General features: G+C 63.7%; 12 protein-coding genes. 6 read left to right on the top strand and 6 right to left on the bottom strand.

All coding sequences use genetic code 11. The features are described from left to right. Positions 1 to 93 precede the first annotated feature (93 nt). The 4 genes from trkA to hflX all read left to right on the top strand — a co-directional run bounded on the left by trkA (position 94) and on the right by hflX (position 4,652). A complete protein-coding gene (gene trkA, locus ACR0EF_RS06680; RefSeq protein WP_093962234.1) occupies positions 94 to 1,470 on the top strand; it encodes a Trk system potassium transporter TrkA in 1,377 nt (458 codons plus the stop codon). Then, positions 1,470 to 3,008: a TrkH family potassium uptake protein gene (locus ACR0EF_RS06675; RefSeq protein WP_170359012.1), complete on the top strand. Its 1,539-nt coding sequence runs from the start codon at positions 1,470 to 1,472 to the stop codon at positions 3,006 to 3,008. The genes trkA and ACR0EF_RS06675 overlap by 1 nt, the downstream gene beginning before the upstream one ends. Before the next feature lie 133 nt (positions 3,009 to 3,141). Continuing rightward, complete coding sequence (hfq, locus tag ACR0EF_RS06670; protein ID WP_005982826.1) at positions 3,142 to 3,381, top strand: RNA chaperone Hfq; 240 nt, start codon at positions 3,142 to 3,144, stop codon at positions 3,379 to 3,381. Next, positions 3,381 to 4,652, top strand: a complete 1,272-nt coding sequence (hflX, locus tag ACR0EF_RS06665) for a GTPase HflX (protein ID WP_170372462.1) — start codon at positions 3,381 to 3,383, stop codon at positions 4,650 to 4,652. The genes hfq and hflX overlap by 1 nt, the downstream gene beginning before the upstream one ends. A 3-nt stretch (positions 4,653 to 4,655) precedes the next feature. Here hflX and ACR0EF_RS06660 read toward each other — a convergent pair whose 3' ends face one another. From ACR0EF_RS06660 to hemB, 4 genes are all read right to left on the bottom strand, one after another. Next, complete coding sequence (locus ACR0EF_RS06660) at positions 4,656 to 5,051, bottom strand: nuclear transport factor 2 family protein (protein ID WP_170370563.1); 396 nt, start codon at positions 5,049 to 5,051, stop codon at positions 4,656 to 4,658. A gap of 108 nt (positions 5,052 to 5,159) precedes the next feature. Further along, positions 5,160 to 7,622: a penicillin acylase family protein gene (locus ACR0EF_RS06655; RefSeq protein ID WP_170370562.1), complete on the bottom strand. Its 2,463-nt coding sequence runs from the start codon at positions 7,620 to 7,622 to the stop codon at positions 5,160 to 5,162. Positions 7,623 to 7,775: 153 nt separating this feature from the next. Beyond that, positions 7,776 to 8,348 (bottom strand): lipid-binding SYLF domain-containing protein, encoded by a 573-nt coding sequence (locus ACR0EF_RS06650; protein WP_093962230.1) that lies wholly within the window; start codon positions 8,346 to 8,348, stop codon positions 7,776 to 7,778. A gap of 144 nt (positions 8,349 to 8,492) precedes the next feature. Next, positions 8,493 to 9,491 carry a porphobilinogen synthase gene (hemB, locus tag ACR0EF_RS06645; protein WP_170372464.1) on the bottom strand — a complete coding sequence of 333 codons (999 nt, stop codon included), beginning with the start codon at positions 9,489 to 9,491 and terminating at the stop codon, positions 8,493 to 8,495. A gap of 119 nt (positions 9,492 to 9,610) precedes the next feature. On the opposite strand from hemB, the gene ACR0EF_RS06640 reads away from it, so the two are divergent. Then, positions 9,611 to 10,135 carry a component of SufBCD complex gene (locus ACR0EF_RS06640; RefSeq protein ID WP_170338382.1) on the top strand — a complete coding sequence of 175 codons (525 nt, stop codon included), beginning with the start codon at positions 9,611 to 9,613 and terminating at the stop codon, positions 10,133 to 10,135. Positions 10,136 to 10,156: 21 nt separating this feature from the next. Further along, positions 10,157 to 13,615, top strand: coding sequence for a transcription-repair coupling factor (mfd, locus tag ACR0EF_RS06635; protein ID WP_170372466.1), 3,459 nt, complete (start codon positions 10,157 to 10,159; stop codon positions 13,613 to 13,615). A 9-nt stretch (positions 13,616 to 13,624) separates the two neighbouring features. Here the strand turns inward: mfd and ACR0EF_RS06630 are convergent, their stop codons facing one another. Together ACR0EF_RS06630 and ACR0EF_RS06625 are read right to left on the bottom strand one after the other, a co-directional pair. Continuing rightward, positions 13,625 to 14,302, bottom strand: a complete 678-nt coding sequence (locus tag ACR0EF_RS06630; protein ID WP_170372468.1) for an SH3 domain-containing protein — start codon at positions 14,300 to 14,302, stop codon at positions 13,625 to 13,627. Beyond that, entirely contained in the window at positions 14,299 to 15,963 is a 1,665-nt protein-coding gene (locus tag ACR0EF_RS06625; protein WP_170372470.1) for a tetratricopeptide repeat protein, read from the bottom strand. The genes ACR0EF_RS06630 and ACR0EF_RS06625 overlap by 4 nt, the downstream gene beginning before the upstream one ends. Positions 15,964 to 16,003 lie beyond the last annotated feature (40 nt).

The following is a 16,003-nucleotide window of genomic DNA, read 5'->3' as shown; positions in this document are numbered from 1 at the left end:
CTTATCTTGCATCACACAGGCCGTCATGACAATTCGATTGACCGCTCTGTGGGCATCTGTCATTCAAAACGCTCAGGCAGAAAGGCCAAAGGCATGAAGGTCATCATTTGTGGCGCCGGCCAGGTGGGCTGGCAGATTGCTCGGCACCTTTCGGGCGAGTTGAATGACGTCACCGTTGTGGACAACAACCCTGACCTGGTACGACGGGCGACCGAGACGCTGGACGTTCAGGGCATCGCCGGCTTTGCCAGCTATCCCGACGTCCTCGAGCGGGCCGGAGCCCGTGACGCCGACATGATCATCGCCGCGACCCATTCGGACGAGGTGAACATGGTCACCTGCCAGATGGCGCACTCGGTGTTCTCGATCCAGCGCAAGATCGCGCGGTTGCGGTCGAAATCCTACCTCGAAGCGATCCATCGCGACCTGTACCGCCGCGACCATCTTCCGATCGACGTGGTGATCAGCCCCGAACGTGAAGTGGCCGCCGCAGCCATGCGCCGCCTGTCGGCGCCTGCGGCTTTTGACACAGAACTGTTCATGGATGGCAAGGCGCAGCTTCTGGGCATTCGGATCGCCGAGGATTGCCCGATCGTCAACACGCCCTTGCGCCAACTGACAGACCTGTTTTCAACGCTCAGTGCCATCGTGGTGGGTATTCGCCGGGACGGAACGCTGTTCGCGCCGGAATCCGAGGACCAATTGTTCGTCGGTGACGAATGCTATGTCTTTACCAGTGTCCAAGACGTTGATCGTACGATGGAAGTCTTTGGTAAATCACAGAAAAAGCAGGATCGCGTGGTCATTGTGGGTGGCGGCAACGTCGGCCTCGAAGTCGCCCGGACGCTGGAAGAACGCGAGGGCCGCATCCGTGCAAAGGTTATCGAACGTGACCGGCGCTGTGCGGAACTGGCCGCCGAGTCACTGGAGCGTACGATTGTTCTGAACGGCGATGGTCTGGATTCCGCGCTGTTGAGCGAAGCGGGGATCGAGCGCGCGGACGCTATGCTGGCCGTCACCGATGACGACCGGACCAACATGCTGGCTGCGGTCCGGGCCAAGGCCGAAGGTTGCCCGCTGGCGATTGCGCTGATCAACGACCCCAGCATGGTGGCCCTGATGGGGCCGTTGGGGATTGACGCCTATATCAACCCGCGGGCCACGACCGTCAGTTCGATCCTGCGCCATATCCGGCATGGTCGGGTGCGACAGGTCTATTCGATCGGCGATGCCGAGGCCGAAGTGATCGAGGCTGAAGTGCTGTCGACCTCGCCAATGGCCGGGCAGAAACTGCGGGACATCGACTTTCCCGAAGGCGTCCTGGTCGGCGCGGTGCGCAAGGGCGACGAGGTCCTGCGGCCCACTGGCAGTCTGCGGATTGATGAAAAGGACGTGGTTGCGATTTTCGCAATGGCCAATGATGTACCCGAGGTCGAACGCCTGATGCAGGTTTCGATCGACTTTTTCTGATGGCTGTCGCCCGCGCACCCAAAATCAGCGTTATTCGGCGGCTGCCGCTGTTTCTGTTGATCACGGCGGTTGTGTCCCTGGCCATGTGGATCCCGGCAATCTACGCCCTTGCCTTGGATGACCACCCCACGTCGCGGTCGTTCTTCTATTCGGGTTTGGTGGGGCTGTTCCTGGTCACGATCGTTGGCCTGGCGACGGCCAGCCGGCAGCCGCGGCGCGGAACCTTGGGGCAGTTGGCGGTCCTGCTGGGCTCGCTGACGGTATTGCCGCTGTTTCTGGCCGTTCCGGTCCATGACGCGTTGGGGAACACGACCTTTCTGAACGCCTATTTTGACATGGTCAGCGCCATCACCACCACCGGAGCGGACCTGTTTCCCGATCCCGAGCGCCTGTCGGCGCCGGTTCACCTGTGGCGGGCACTCGTCGGCTGGATGGGTGGGCTGCTGATGTGGATTTCGGCGGCTGCGATCCTGGCGCCTCTGTCGTTGGGCGGGTTCGAGATTACCGCGCGCGGACAGCCGGGCCGCCCGGTTTCTGGCGTAGCCCAGAGCGAAAAGGTCGACCCGCGGGGGCGACTGCTCCGTGTGACGGCGACATTGACCCCGGTTTACGCCAGCCTCACAGCGGTAATCTGGGTCTTGCTGTTGATCGCCGGAGAAAAGGGCCTGACGGCCATCTGCCACGCAATGTCGGTGATGGCGACGTCCGGCATATCGCCAGTGGGCGGGTTGGAAGGGTCCACCGCCGGGATCACCGGCGAGGCCATCCTGTTTCTGTTCCTGTTCTTTGCCTTGTCCCGCCTGACCTTCTCAAAGGACACCGCAACAACCGGCTATTCCCGGCTGGACCACGATCCGGAATTTCGGATCGGCCTGATGATCGTCGTCGGCGTGGCGGCATTGTTGGTCTTCCGAGTGCTGGCCGGGGTTGCCGAGATCGGCGGGCAGGTGACGGGCCTGCAAACGCTGAACGTCATCTGGGGCATGTTGTTCACGGTGATGTCGTTCCTGACGACGGCCGGGTTCGAAAGCGCTTATTGGAACGACGCGCAACAGTTGTCCGGTCTGGGAACACCGGGGCTTGTGCTGATGGGGCTTGCGCTTATCGGGGGCGGAGTCGCCACCACCGCCGGCGGGGTCAAGCTGTTGCGGGTTTATGCGCTTTACCTGAATGGCGCGCGTGAACTGGACAGGCTGATCCACCCGTCATCGGTCAGCGGGGCGGGCGGTGGCAACCGCCGCATCCAAAGCCAGGGCGCGTTCATCGCGTGGGTCTTTCTGATGATGTTCGCGCTGACGCTCGCGTTACTTGATGTCGTTCTGGCTGCCGAGGGGGTTGGGTTTGAACGCGCCATGGTGCTGAGCGTCGCGGTGCTGAGCACGACCGGTCCGTTGATCGAACTGGCCACCGATCTGCCGATCCGTCTGATCGATCTGTCGGCCGGAGCCAAGCTGACCATGTGCGCCGGGATGGTGATCGGCCGGCTGGAGACTCTGGCGATCATCGCGTTGATCACTCCGGCCCTGTGGCGGGATTGAACCGGCAATTCGGGCCTTCACGTTACTGCCTGATTTTTCATCTGGAATATCTCTGCGCGTCACTCCATACTCGCGCGGAGGGAGCGCGTTGGTCCGCAGCGCGTAAGCAAGAACAACGGCGAGATAACAAAATATGGCTTCGGACAGACAGAATCTTCAGGATGCCTTCCTGAACAATGTACGGAAAGCAAAGGTTCCCGTTACAATTTTCCTGATCAACGGCGTGAAATTGCAGGGTGTCATCACCTGGTTCGACAATTTCTGCGTATTGTTGCGCCGCGACGGACAGTCGCAGCTTGTCTACAAGCACGCGATCTCGACCATCATGCCGTCGCAGCCGATCAACCTGTATGAGGGCGAAGACGCCTCTTGATGGAACATGACCGGAGGCGCACCCGGGCTTGGGTGCTGCATCCCGATATCAAGTCAGATGACCAGCGCCGCGACCCCGTTCCGGCGCTGGAAGAGGCGGTGGCTCTGGCTGCCGCCTTGCCCGATCTGGATGTGATCGGGTCCGAGATCGTGCGCCTGCCGCGGGCGCAGCCCGGCCTGCTGTTCGGCAGCGGCAAGATCGAGGAACTGGGCGCGCGTTTTGCGGAAAACGAGATCGAGCTGGTTCTGATCGACGGGCCGGTCACCCCGGTTCAGCAGCGCAACCTGGAGAAAGCGTGGAAGGTCAAGATCCTCGACCGGACGGGGTTGATTCTGGAAATCTTCTCGGACCGCGCCCGCACGCGCGAGGGTGTGCTGCAGGTCGAGATGGCCGCGCTGAGCTATCAGCGGACGCGGCTAGTGCGAGCCTGGACCCACCTGGAACGTCAGCGCGGTGGGCTGGGCTTTGTCGGCGGACCGGGGGAAACCCAGATCGAGGCCGACCGGCGTGCGATCGACGATCAACTGGTGCGGCTGCGTCGTCAGCTGCAGAAGGTCGTGAAGACACGGACGCTCCACCGGGCCGCGCGGGCCAAGGTGCCCTATCCGATCGTGGCGCTGGTCGGCTATACCAACGCGGGCAAATCTACGCTGTTCAATCGCCTGACCGGGGCTGAAGTCATGGCCAAGGACATGCTGTTTGCCACGCTGGATCCGACCATGCGCCGGATCGAACTGCCCGACGGACCCGAAGTGATCCTGTCGGACACGGTGGGGTTCATCTCGAACCTGCCGACCGAACTGGTCGCGGCCTTCCGCGCCACGCTTGAAGAGGTTCTGGCCGCCGACCTGATCGTGCATGTGCGCGACATCAGTCATGCCGAGACCGAAGAGCAGGCCGAGGATGTGCGCACGATCATGGCCTCGCTGGGTGTGGACGATACCCGCCCTCAGCTTGAAGTCTGGAACAAGATCGACCTGCTGTCCGACGAAGACCGGCAGGCCGTGCAGGCCCGGGCCGAGCGCGATCCGGCGGTGTTCCCGATCTCGGCCGTGACCGGTGAGGGCATCGATCTGCCGCTGACCGAGATCGCCACGACCCTGCGGGGCGTGCGCCGGGAGGAGATTCTGAAACTGGGGTTTGCCGACGGCAACAAACGCGCCTGGCTATTCCGGCAGGACGTGGTGCGCGGCGAAAAACAGACCGAGGACGGGTTCGAAATCACCGTTCTGTGGACCGACAAGCAGGCCAATCAGTTCGCGGGCCTCTGACGGTCAGGCCCCTTCGATCTGGCGGTGATGGTCGTCGGCATCGAACCAGCCCAACGACGACCGGATTTTGTACTCTGCATCCAGCTCCCATTCTTCCCAGCCGCGCGTGATCACCGCATTGCCGGTCCGGGCGTGGTGCCCTTCAAGGGTCCACACGAAAATGGCGTGGGGACCGGCCCATCGCAGCATGTCGCAGCGCACCTCAAGATCGGGAAAGTCGGTATGAAACCCGCGCGCCATGTCGGCGATGGCTGCCCGCCCGACAATGGGGTCGCCGCGATTGATCGTGATCTGCCCGTCCGACGTAAAGAATTCGGCCACGGCATCGGCGTCACCCGAGCTCCAGGCGATGGCATAGTCGCGGGCTAGATTGTTCAGGGTATCGCGCAAACTGGCCATGATTTTCCCCCTCGCGCTGCAGTCCGGGCGCATCGGAATGGTAGGCCAAGCCACGGGGCCGCGTCCACGGGGCGGCAAAAAAGGGGCGGGGGTCCGCCGAAAACCTGCCTATTGCGGCATCAGATGGGTGGTCCCGACGGCGGCGGCGCGGGCCAGATCCAGGTCCAGCGACATGGGAATGTACTCACCCCGGCGCCACAGTTGCGCCTGATCGTCATAATAGCGCGACAGGAAGTGGCCCGATTGCCCGGTGGCCGTGATGAAGACCGAACTGTCGGGGTCGGCAAAGTCATAGACCCCGCGATAGCCCGCGCCGTGCACGTTCTGGAACGGGTCCGGCCCTTCGCCCGAGGTGCGTCCGCGCTGCAGGGTGTTGTCGCCGCCGCTGGTCGATTGGCGGATGTTGACGAAATAGCGCAGCACCGGAACCTCGCCCAGCACCGGGTGGTCATGGGTGGCTTGGTGGGCATCGCCCCAGCGCAGGGATTCCAGTTGGCTGCCATAACGCTCGGAAATCCAGACCAGTGCATCGTCCAGGGCCAGCCGGGCCATGTCGGTGCAGCTTTCCACCGGTGCGCTCTGCCGGACGTCGCACCAGGCCGAGGCCCCGTCGATGTCGCGGAATACGCGTTCGATGAACAGTGGCTCGACATGTTTGAATTCTTTGGCCAGCGGCCCGAGGTCATCGGCGATCAGGCGTTTTTGCAGCGCGCGGACCCAGGCCGCGTAGATCAGCGGCTCGGGCAGGTGCTCGTTCATCTCGCCGTTCCATTCGGCCAGCAGGGTCAGGGCGATCTGGCGCTGGCGTTCGGGGGTGCCTTCGGGCGCGGCCTCGCCTGTAAACCACAGGTCGGCCCCGATCAGCGGCAGCAGCGACCGCGCGGTGAAGCTGACCGTGTCCAGCTGCGCCTCGATGAAGCTGTCGCGGGTGTGCACCTCGCGGGATTGCATCAGGAATTCCCAGCGATGGACGCGCTGCGTATCGCCCCATTCATAGGACACATGCAGGGGGAAGGGCCGGTCGATGATCTTGTTGTTGGTGTTGCCCAGAACGCCGCCGGCGGGGGCCACGAATTCGGGGTTGTCGGAATAGGGCAGACGCCCCTGCCAGCGGTTTGCCGCGATCCAGCCCGGGGTCGGGATGCGCCCCCGGCTCTGGTTGTTGAGGTCGCGGCTGGGCATGGCGCCGATGAGTTTCATGCCGACGGTCGTCTTGTCGACCACCGACAGGTTTTGCGACGGCGCGATGAACCGCTCGGCAGCTTCGATCGCTTCACGCACGGTATCCGCGCTCATCAGCGCCATCGACGCGCTGATCGAGGTGTCGCGCGGGCTGAGCGCCGTCCAGGACAGCGAGGCGACATGCCCCGGCGGTGTGATGGTTTCCAGGTTGTAATGGGTGCCGGGCAGGACGGGGCCGTTCTCGGTCCAGCGCAGGGTTAGGGTGATCGGGGGGGCGTCCTTGATCTCGATGATTGAGGGGCGCGACTTGAAGGGTTTGAAACCGTCGGGCGTCAGGTATTCCTCGGGGTTGTCGGGATTCACTCGTTCGATATGCACGTCCTGATCGTCCAGATAGGACGAGGTCAGGCCCCATCCCAACCGGTCACTGCGGCCGGACATAACCGCCGGAATGCCGGGGATGGTGGCGCCGATCACGCCGCCCTTGGCCAGTTCAAGACGCGCCAGATACCAGATCCCCGGCGCAGTCAGGCCCAGATGCGGATCGTTGGCCAACAGAGTTCCACCGGTGGCCGAACGCGAAGGAGCCGCAGACCATGCATTCGAGGCACCCGCCAACCCGCGCTGCGAGACCGGGTTCAGCCATGAGGCCGCGGGTTCCGAGTTGGCGGCATAGCGGGGCAGGTCGGGAAACAACGCCGCATATTCGGGCAGCGCTGCAATGCCCGCGCCAGGCACGTCGGGCAGTATATCTGACAGCCGCTGCGGATCGTTCAGCATCAACGAGGTGCGCGCCCGCAGCACTTCGTCCTGCAAATGCCCGGACAGCTGAACCGCCATCAGCTTGATCATGGCTATGCTGTCACCCGGTTGCCAAGGAGCAACCGGTGCGTTGAACAAAAACATTTCGGGCGCGCCGCGGCCCAAGGCGTTTTCGTTGATTTCGTCCAGCCGCGCATTGACACCCGCGGCATAGGCGCGAAGAGCGGCCTTGGTGTAATCGTCCTGAACCTCGAAGGACTGATGCGCCAGCCCGTAAAGATCCAGCCGACGCATGAGCTTGTCGATATGCACGGTCCGTTGGCCAAAAACCTCGGACAGGCGCCCCTGCACGGTCCGGCGCATGACCGTCATCTGCCACAACCGGTCCTGGGCATGCGCATAGCCCAGACCGAAGAACACGTCGGGGTCGGTCTGCCCCAGAATGTGAGGCACGTTGGCGGTGTCGCGCACGATCTCGACTGGGGCATTCAAGCCTTTGACCCGCAGCGTTTGGTCGTAGTCAGGCAGCGACTGGTTGGCCAGGAAATACACCAGACCGATCGCCGCGAGGGTCAGCAGGACCAGACCCGAGGCGATACGCATCAACCAGCGAAAGACGACACCCATCAGCAGCGCACCATTTGAATTTGCAGATCAGGCGAAGGTTAATTCATGGCTCTGGCGACCGAAAGAGGCCGCGCCGCGGAATCTGCGTCTGAAACGAAAAACTCCGCCACGGCATTGGCCAGTGACGGAGTTTTCTTGAGGGGGGTCAGGGGGTCAGGGAATAATGCGCGTGTATTTGATGCCCTCGACCGTTGCGCCCAATTGCAACCCAGCCTGACCGAAGACCGCCGCCAGCACGGGTTTGCGCAGGGTGGTCAGGTCGGTCGACAACTGGTCCGCTTGGTCGCTGACGACATATCCAATGTCCGCGCCGGCGGTCCATCCGCTTGAGCGGCGGAAATCGTTCAGGGCGTCCTCGGTCATGAAGAACAGGACATGGGCGTATTGCTGGGCGCCAATCTGCAGCCCGGCGGTGCCTTTGACAGCCGAGTAGTAGTCGACCGTCGCGCCATTGATGCGCAAGGCGCCTTTTCCGTAGCCACCGCCAAAGACGAAGCCCGCCTCGGTGATCAGCGGCATGACCAGCATCCCGTTGGCCTTGTTGGCGATTTCCTGGGTGTTCGGGTAGCGGGTATACATCTCGGTCAGCGTGGCATCGACGCGGGCATCGATCGTTGCCGCGTTCGAGTTTCCGACGCCGTTGCCGCAAGCGGCGGTCAGGGTCAGTCCGGCCATGCCAAAGGCAAAGCCGCGACGGCTCAGTCGTGGTGTGTTGGAACTGCTCATGTTTCTTTTTCTCTGTCGATGTGCCTGAAAAGCCGGGTGGTCCCGGTCTTGTGTGCAAGAATACGCCGAACGGCGTCGGGTGTCACGGGAAAACCGGCAGGCCAAGGCCGGCCGATCGGCGAAAAATCGCGGAGTCCCGCGGGATTAGCCGTGCAGAAGCCGGGCGACCTGCGGTGCGAAATAGGTCAGGATGCCGTCACAGCCTGCGCGTTTGAAGGCCAGCAGGCTTTCCAGCATCACCTTTTCGCCGTCGATCCACCCGTTCTGCGCTGCGGCCTGGATCATCGCGTATTCACCCGACACCTGATAGGCATAGGTGGGTGCGCCGAACGTGTCTTTGACCCGCCTGCAGATGTCCAGATAGGGCATGCCGGGCTTGATCATAACCATGTCGGCGCCCTCGGTCAGGTCGCGTTCGATCACGCGCAGCGCCTCGTTCGAGTTGGCCGGGTCCATCTGATAGGTCTTCTTGTCGCCGGTCAACGCGCCCGAGGCGCCCACCGCATCGCGGAAAGGTCCGTAGAAGGCGCTGGCATACTTCGCGGCATAGCTGAGGATCATGACGTCGTGATGGCCGGCGGCCTCGAGTGCCTGGCGCATCGCGCCGATCCGGCCGTCCATCATGTCGGACGGGCCGATGATGTTGGCTCCGGCCTCGGCCTGGGCCAGCGTCATCTTGACCAGCGCCTCGACCGTTTCGTCATTCACGATCTTGCCGTCCACCACGTATCCGTCGTGGCCGTTGATGTTGTAGGGGTCCAGCGCCACGTCGGTCATCACCGCGATCTCGGGCGCGGCCTGCTTGATCGCGCGGATGGCGCGGTTCGACAGGTTGTCGGGGTTCCACGCCTCGGCACAATCCTGCGTCTTGAGGCTGGGATCGGTGTAGGGAAACAGGCAGATCGCCGGGATGCCCATAGCCTGCGCCTCGGCTGCGGCCCTGGCGATCAGATCGACCGAGCGGCGCACCACGCCGGGCATCGAGGGCACGGGCTCTTCGATGCCCTCGCCGTCGCGCACGAAAACCGGCCAGATCAGGTCATCCACGGTCAGGGTGTTCTCGCGCACCAAGCCCCGGATCGCCTCGGACTGGCGGGCGCGACGAAAGCGGCCGTGGGGGTAGGGAGCGATTGTCGGTTTCATGGCGCGTTCTCCTTGAACAGTCGCGCATTGGGTGGCATGAATTTGCGCAGGTCTCAAGGGTACCAATGGCCGCGCCGTTGCGATAGAACCGCCTGAGAATTTTGAACAATGAGGCAAGTTTGGACTGGTACTCCACGATCTTCGAGCTCATCGACATGCGCAGTTTCTCGAATCTGTGGTACTGGATCGCGCTTGCGGTGCTGTGGTCGACAGCCAGCCATTGGGTGATGGGCGTTCCCTATGATCTGGTCGTGCGCGCCCGCCGCGTCGGAGGCCAGGCCGAGACCGACCTGCTGGACATCGTGCGGATCAACACCAATCGCATCCTCTACATTGCCGACGTTTCGGGGGTCGTAATCTTGGCGCTGTGCTGTTTCCTGTTCGCAGGGCTGGCGACGCTTGGGTTTTACTATCAGGTCGAGTTCGCCCAGGCCGTGTTCCTGCTGTTGTTCCCGATGGTTCTTGTCGGCGCAAACAGCCTGCGGGTGGCCCGGAACCTGCGGCGGCAGGAGTTGACGATTGAAGCTGTGTCCAAGGCGCTGCATCGATGCCGGCTGGCGACGCAGGTCATCGGCATGTTTGCGATACTGGTCACTTCAATGTGGGGCATGTATCAGAACCTTTCGATAGGCGTTCTAGGATAGCAGATTCAGAAAGGCAGCGTAATGAAGGCTCCGAACCACGTGACAGTCGGCGGCGCCCCCGAGGGGTTTGACGCGCAGCTGGTGCTGAACGAGGTTGCCCGCTCGGGCGGGCCGGTTCTGCATGTGGCGCGCGACGACAAACGTGCCGAGGCGATGCGCGCCGCGCTGCGTTTCTTTGCGCCCGACATGCCGGTGATCCTGTTTCCCGGCTGGGATTGTCTGCCTTTTGACCGGGTGTCGCCCAACCCCGACATCGCGGCGGCGCGGGTGGCGACCCTGGCGGCACTGGTGCACCAGATGCCCGAGCGGTTCGTTCTGCTGACCACGCTGAACGCGGCCACCCAGCGCGTGCCGGCGCGCGACGTGCTGCGGCAGGCGGCGTTCACCGCTCGGGTCGGCCAGCGCATCGACGAGGCCGCGCTGCGCGATTTTCTGGTGCGTATGGGTTTCAGCCAAAGCCCCACGGTGATGGAGCCCGGCGACTATGCCGTGCGCGGCGGGATCATCGACATCTTCCCGCCGGGCGAGGCAGGGCCGGTGCGGCTGGACCTGTTCGGAGACGTGCTGGACGGCGCGCGCCGGTTCGATCCGGCCACTCAGCGCACCACCGAAAAGCTTGATCTGGTCGAATTGGCCCCGGTTTCCGAGGTGATCCTGGACGAGGCCGCCATCACCCGGTTCCGTCAGAACTATCGCATCGAATTCGGTGCGGCCGGCACGGATGATCCGCTGTACGAGGCGGTCAGCGCCGGGCGCAAGCATCAGGGCATGGAGCACTGGCTGCCCCTGTTCCACGAAAAGCTGGAAACGTTGTTCGACTACCTGCCGGACGCGACGATCACGCTGGACGATCAGGTCACGCCCGCCCGTCTGGCCCGGTGGGACAGCATCGCCGATCAATACGAAACCCGGCGTCTGGCGCTCGAGAACCGCTCGCGGATGGATTCGGTCTATAAACCCACGCCGCCGGGCCTGCTGTATCTGGATGATGACGCCTGGACCCAGGCGGTGGCGCAGCGGCGGGTGCTGCAGTTCAGCCCCCTTCCGCAGGCCAGTGGCCCGGGGGTGATCGATGCGGGCGGTCGGATCGGGCGCAACTTTGCCCCCGAGCGGCAGCAGGAAAGCATCAGCCTGTTCGGCGCGCTGGCCAGCCACATCAAGAACAAGCTGGAGAAGGGGCCGGTTCTGGTCGCGTCCTATTCCGAGGGCGCGCGCGAACGCCTGACCGGATTGATCGAGGATGAGGGCTTGGCCGAGGCGATTCATGTGCCCGACGGCTCGCGCATCGGCAAGCGCGGTTTACACCTTGCGGTTTGGGCGCTGGAGCACGGCTTCGAGACGCCCGACATGACGGTGATTTCGGAACAGGATGTGCTGGGCGACCGGCTGATCCGCCAACCCAAGAAACGCCGCAAGGCCGAGAATTTCCTGACCGAGACCCAATCGCTCAGCCCCGGCGATCTGGTGGTGCATGTCGATCACGGCATCGGCCGTTATATGGGCATGGAAGTCGTGACCGCCCTCGGCGCCGCGCATGAATGCCTGCTGCTGGAATATGCCGAAGGCGCCAAGCTGTACCTGCCGGTCGAAAACATCGAGCTGCTGTCGAAATACGGGCACGAGGAAGGTTTGCTCGACAAGCTGGGCGGTGGCGCGTGGCAGGCCAAGAAGGCCAAGCTCAAGGAACGCATCCGCGAGATGGCCGACCGGCTGATCCGCATTGCCGCCGAACGTGCCTTGCGCAAGGCCCCGATCATGGACCCGCCGCCCCACGCGTGGGAGGAGTTCAGCGCCCGCTTTCCCTATCAGGAGACCGAGGACCAGTTGCGCGCCATCGCCGACGTGATGGAGGACCTGCACTCGGGCACGCCGATGGATCGCCTGATCTGCGGCGATGTAGGCTTTGGCAAGACCGAGGTTGCCATGCGTGCGGCCTTTGTTGCGACCATGTCCGGCCTGCAGGTGGCGGTGATTGCTCCCACAACATTGCTGGCGCGCCAGCACGCCGCCAGCTTCAAGGACCGGTTCCGGGGCTTCCCGCTGGAAGTCCGGCAATTGTCGCGCTTCGTCTCGGCCAAAGAGGCGCAGCAGACCCGCGAGGGGCTGGCCAGGGGCACGGTCGATATCGTGATCGGCACCCATGCGCTGCTGGCCAAGGGCATCCGGTTCCAGAACCTCGGGCTGTTGATCATCGACGAAGAACAACATTTCGGCGTGGCCCACAAGGAACGGCTGAAGCAGTTGCGCTCGGACGTGCATGTGCTGACGCTGACCGCTACGCCGATCCCGCGCACGCTGCAACTGAGCCTGACCGGCGTGCGCGACCTGTCGATCATCGGCACACCGCCCGTCGATCGCCTGGCGATCCGCACCTATGTCAGCGAGTTCGACGCCGTCACCATCCGCGAGGCGCTGCTGCGCGAGCACTATCGCGGCGGGCAGAGTTTCTATGTGGTGCCGCGCATCTCAGACCTGCCCGAGATCGAGGAATTCCTGAAAGAACAGCTGCCCGAACTGACCTATGTGGTGGCCCACGGCCAGATGGCGGCGGGCGAGTTGGACGACCGGATGAATGCCTTCTACGACGGCAAGTATGACATCCTGCTGGCCACCACGATCGTCGAAAGCGGGCTGGACATTCCCACCGCCAACACGATGGTCGTGCACCGGGCCGATATGTTCGGGCTGGCGCAGCTTTATCAGATCCGGGGCCGGGTGGGGCGGTCCAAGACCCGCGCCTATGCCTATCTGACCACCAAGCCGCGCGCGCGGCTGACGCCGGCCGCCGAAAAGCGGCTGCGGGTTCTGGGTTCGCTCGATACGCTGGGGGCGGGGTTCACGCTGGCCAGCCAGGACCTGGACATTCGCGGCGCGGGCAACCTGCTGGGCGAGGAACAGTCGGGCCAGATGCGCGACGTGGGTTATGAACTGTATCAGTCGATGCTGGAAGAGGCGATCGCCAAGATCAAGGCCGGCGAGATGGAGGGGCTGAGCGAGGCCGACGACCAATGGGCGCCGCAGATCAACCTGGGCGTTCCGGTGCTGATTCCCGAAGACTATGTGCCCGATCTGGACGTGCGGCTGGGCCTCTATCGCCGCCTGTCGTCATTGTCGACCAAGGTCGAGCTCGAGGGCTTTGCCGCCGAACTGATCGACCGGTTCGGCCCTCTGCCGAAAGAGGTGAACACGCTGCTTTTGGTCGTGCGGATCAAGGCCATGTGCAAACGCGCCGGCATTGCCAAGCTGGACGGCGGACCGAAAGGGGCGACGATCCAGTTCCACAATGACAAGTTTGCCTCGCCGCAAGGTCTGGTCGAGTTCATCCAGAACCAGCGCGGGCTGGCCAAGGTCAAGGACAACAAGATCGTGGTGCGGCGCGACTGGAAGAAGGACAGCGACAAGATCAAGGGCGCCTTTGCCATCGCCCGCGATCTGGCCGAGAAGGTCGCCGCCGAGAAAAAGAAGAAGGCCAGCGCCTGAGGGCGCGGCCTAGTCCCCGGCCACGAATGTACACAGCTGCCAGTTGCCGCTGTCCGATTTCACGAAGGCCGCGCGATAGCCGACCATCGACCACAGGAAATCGGAATAGATATAGCCGCGCGTTCCGTCGGTCAGGATGACGCCCTGATATTCGGCCTCTTCCAGATAGTCGGGAACGATCACCACCTCGTGGCTGATCAGGTCCAGATTGGGCGCGCCGCGGTTGGGGGCCTGGCGCAGGGTGACATCCTGACCGGTCACGAAATAGGCGGTGAACGGATCCAGCTTCGCTGGCAGGGTAAGCCGCCACTGGTGCGGCATCCAGAATTCGCCATCCTCGTCGAAATAGCCGGGCTGGGCCAGCGTGGTCTCGAGGTCGCGCCAGTAGTCCGCGCGCATTATGTCAGCGTGGCGGCGGTCGGATTCGGGCAGGGTCTCGGGATCGACCGTCAGGTTGGCGCGGAACGTCTCGGGGCCGTCCTCGTCGCTGTGGCTGGTGTAGATCTCGGGGCAGGTGGCGGCCATCACGCCCTCGAGGTCGCGGGCGGCGACCTTGGCGCGCAGGTCCGCACGAAAGGCTTCAAGCGCCGGGTCCTGGCTGGCCTCGTCCACAGGCGGAAAGGTCTGACGGTCGGCCCAGGCGGGACCGCAGCACAGCGCGATCAGCGCAGCGTTCAACAGTTTCATTCAGCGGCTCTCATCGCGGCCTGGGCGCAGAAGCACGAGGCGCCGACGCTGCGGTCGGCCCTCGCCAGGGCCAAGTCAAGTCGTTGTCGGATCAGCTGCAATTCCTCTACCGCGCCACGCGCCTTGAGGCAATCGTGCAAACCCTTGAGGCTCCAGACATTGTCGGGATGGATCGAGGCGCGGCTGAGGGTGCCGCCCAGACCCAGATCCTCGCGATAGACAGCTTCGGCCTCCGCCACGTGGCCCTGTTCGAACAGCAGCGCCCCCAGCGCGTGACGGGTGGGCTGCATCCAGCCCCAGGGCTCGTCATAGGGCAGATTGTCGTCCAACTCGACCGAGCGGCGCAGGTGGGCGAAGGCCGAGTCGAAATTGCCTTTGCGGTACTCGATCTCGCCCCGCAGCATCTCGCGCGCGATCTCCAGCAAGTCGATCACGCGGTTGTTGTGCAGCAGGCGGGTTTCCGGCACGCGGTCTTTGGCGGCGAGGAACAGCCGTTCTTCGGCCTCGGCCGCGACCACGTCGCCTGTGGCGGCATGGGCGATGGCGCGGGCGTAATGCGTGGTGGCCGTCACCGTCAGATACAGGTCGGGATCGGGGGGCAATGGCAGGGCCTTGGCTTCTTCCCACCGGCCAAAGCGGATCAGGATATGCGGCCCCATGGCCATGTAGCTTTCGAAGTAATCCGCCATCGGCGGGCTTTCGATGCGCAGCATTTCCTCGGGCGTGGTGTCCCACAGGCCCTTGTTGGCGCGCAGGGCGGGCTCCATCTGGCCCAGGAACAACGCGCCATAGATGACGAAGTGGTAATTGTGCTGGCGATAGCCGGTATAGATGTTGAACGCGCCTTCGCGCTGGTAATATTTCAGATCGGCGATTACCGCCTGTTCGTTCCAGTGGACGACGTTCTGATAGTGGCCGCACAGCACGTCGATATGGGTGGGCATGTGCACCAGATGCCCGGCATCCGGCACCAACGTGCGCAGCACGTCACCAGCCTTCAGCGCCTTTTCCGGCGTGGGCGACATCTCCATCAGGTGCACATAAAGGTGCAGCAGGCCCGGATGCGACATCGCCGCCGGATCGTTGGCCATGGCCCATTCCAACGCCTCCTGCGCCTCAGGCGTGGCGGCGCCCTCGGCGGGCTGGCCTGTCCTGAGGTCCCACATCTGCCAGGGGGTCAGATTCAGCAGCGACTCGACATAGATGGTGCGCAGGTCCAGATGGTCGGGCTGGGCCGCGAAGGCGGCGCGCATGGCGTCGGCGAAGTCGTGGTCCCAGCTGTGCATGTCGGGCGCCGGGTCGCGCTGGGGATAGCGGGCAGGCAGGGCCCGTATCAGTTCGCGTTCGACGGGCGTGCAGCGATCCAGCAGGGCCAGTGCGCACTGGGTTGCGTCATAGGCGCAGTTCAGGGCCTTGGACTTACCGCGGTCGTCCAGCAGATCCCAGGGCAGGTTGTAGTTGGGCCCGGCAGCATAGGCCACGCCCCAATGGGCCATGGCGCAGTCCGGGTCATGCTCCAGCGCGCGCTGGAAGCACACGACCGCCTCTTCGTGGTTGTAGCCGTAGGTCCAGACAAGGCCCCGGTTGAACCAAAGCTGCGCCTGATCCGAGGACGTGGTGACGGGGCAGCCATGCGTGCCCAGATCGTAATAGTCGCTCATGCCGAACCCTCCCTGACTGGGGTGAGCCTAGCGCAGTTCG

It is taken from the genome of Ruegeria sp. CG8 (assembly GCF_056537165.1).
Note: the sequence above shows the minus strand (reverse complement) of the source record. Positions and strands in the feature narration are given on the sequence as shown.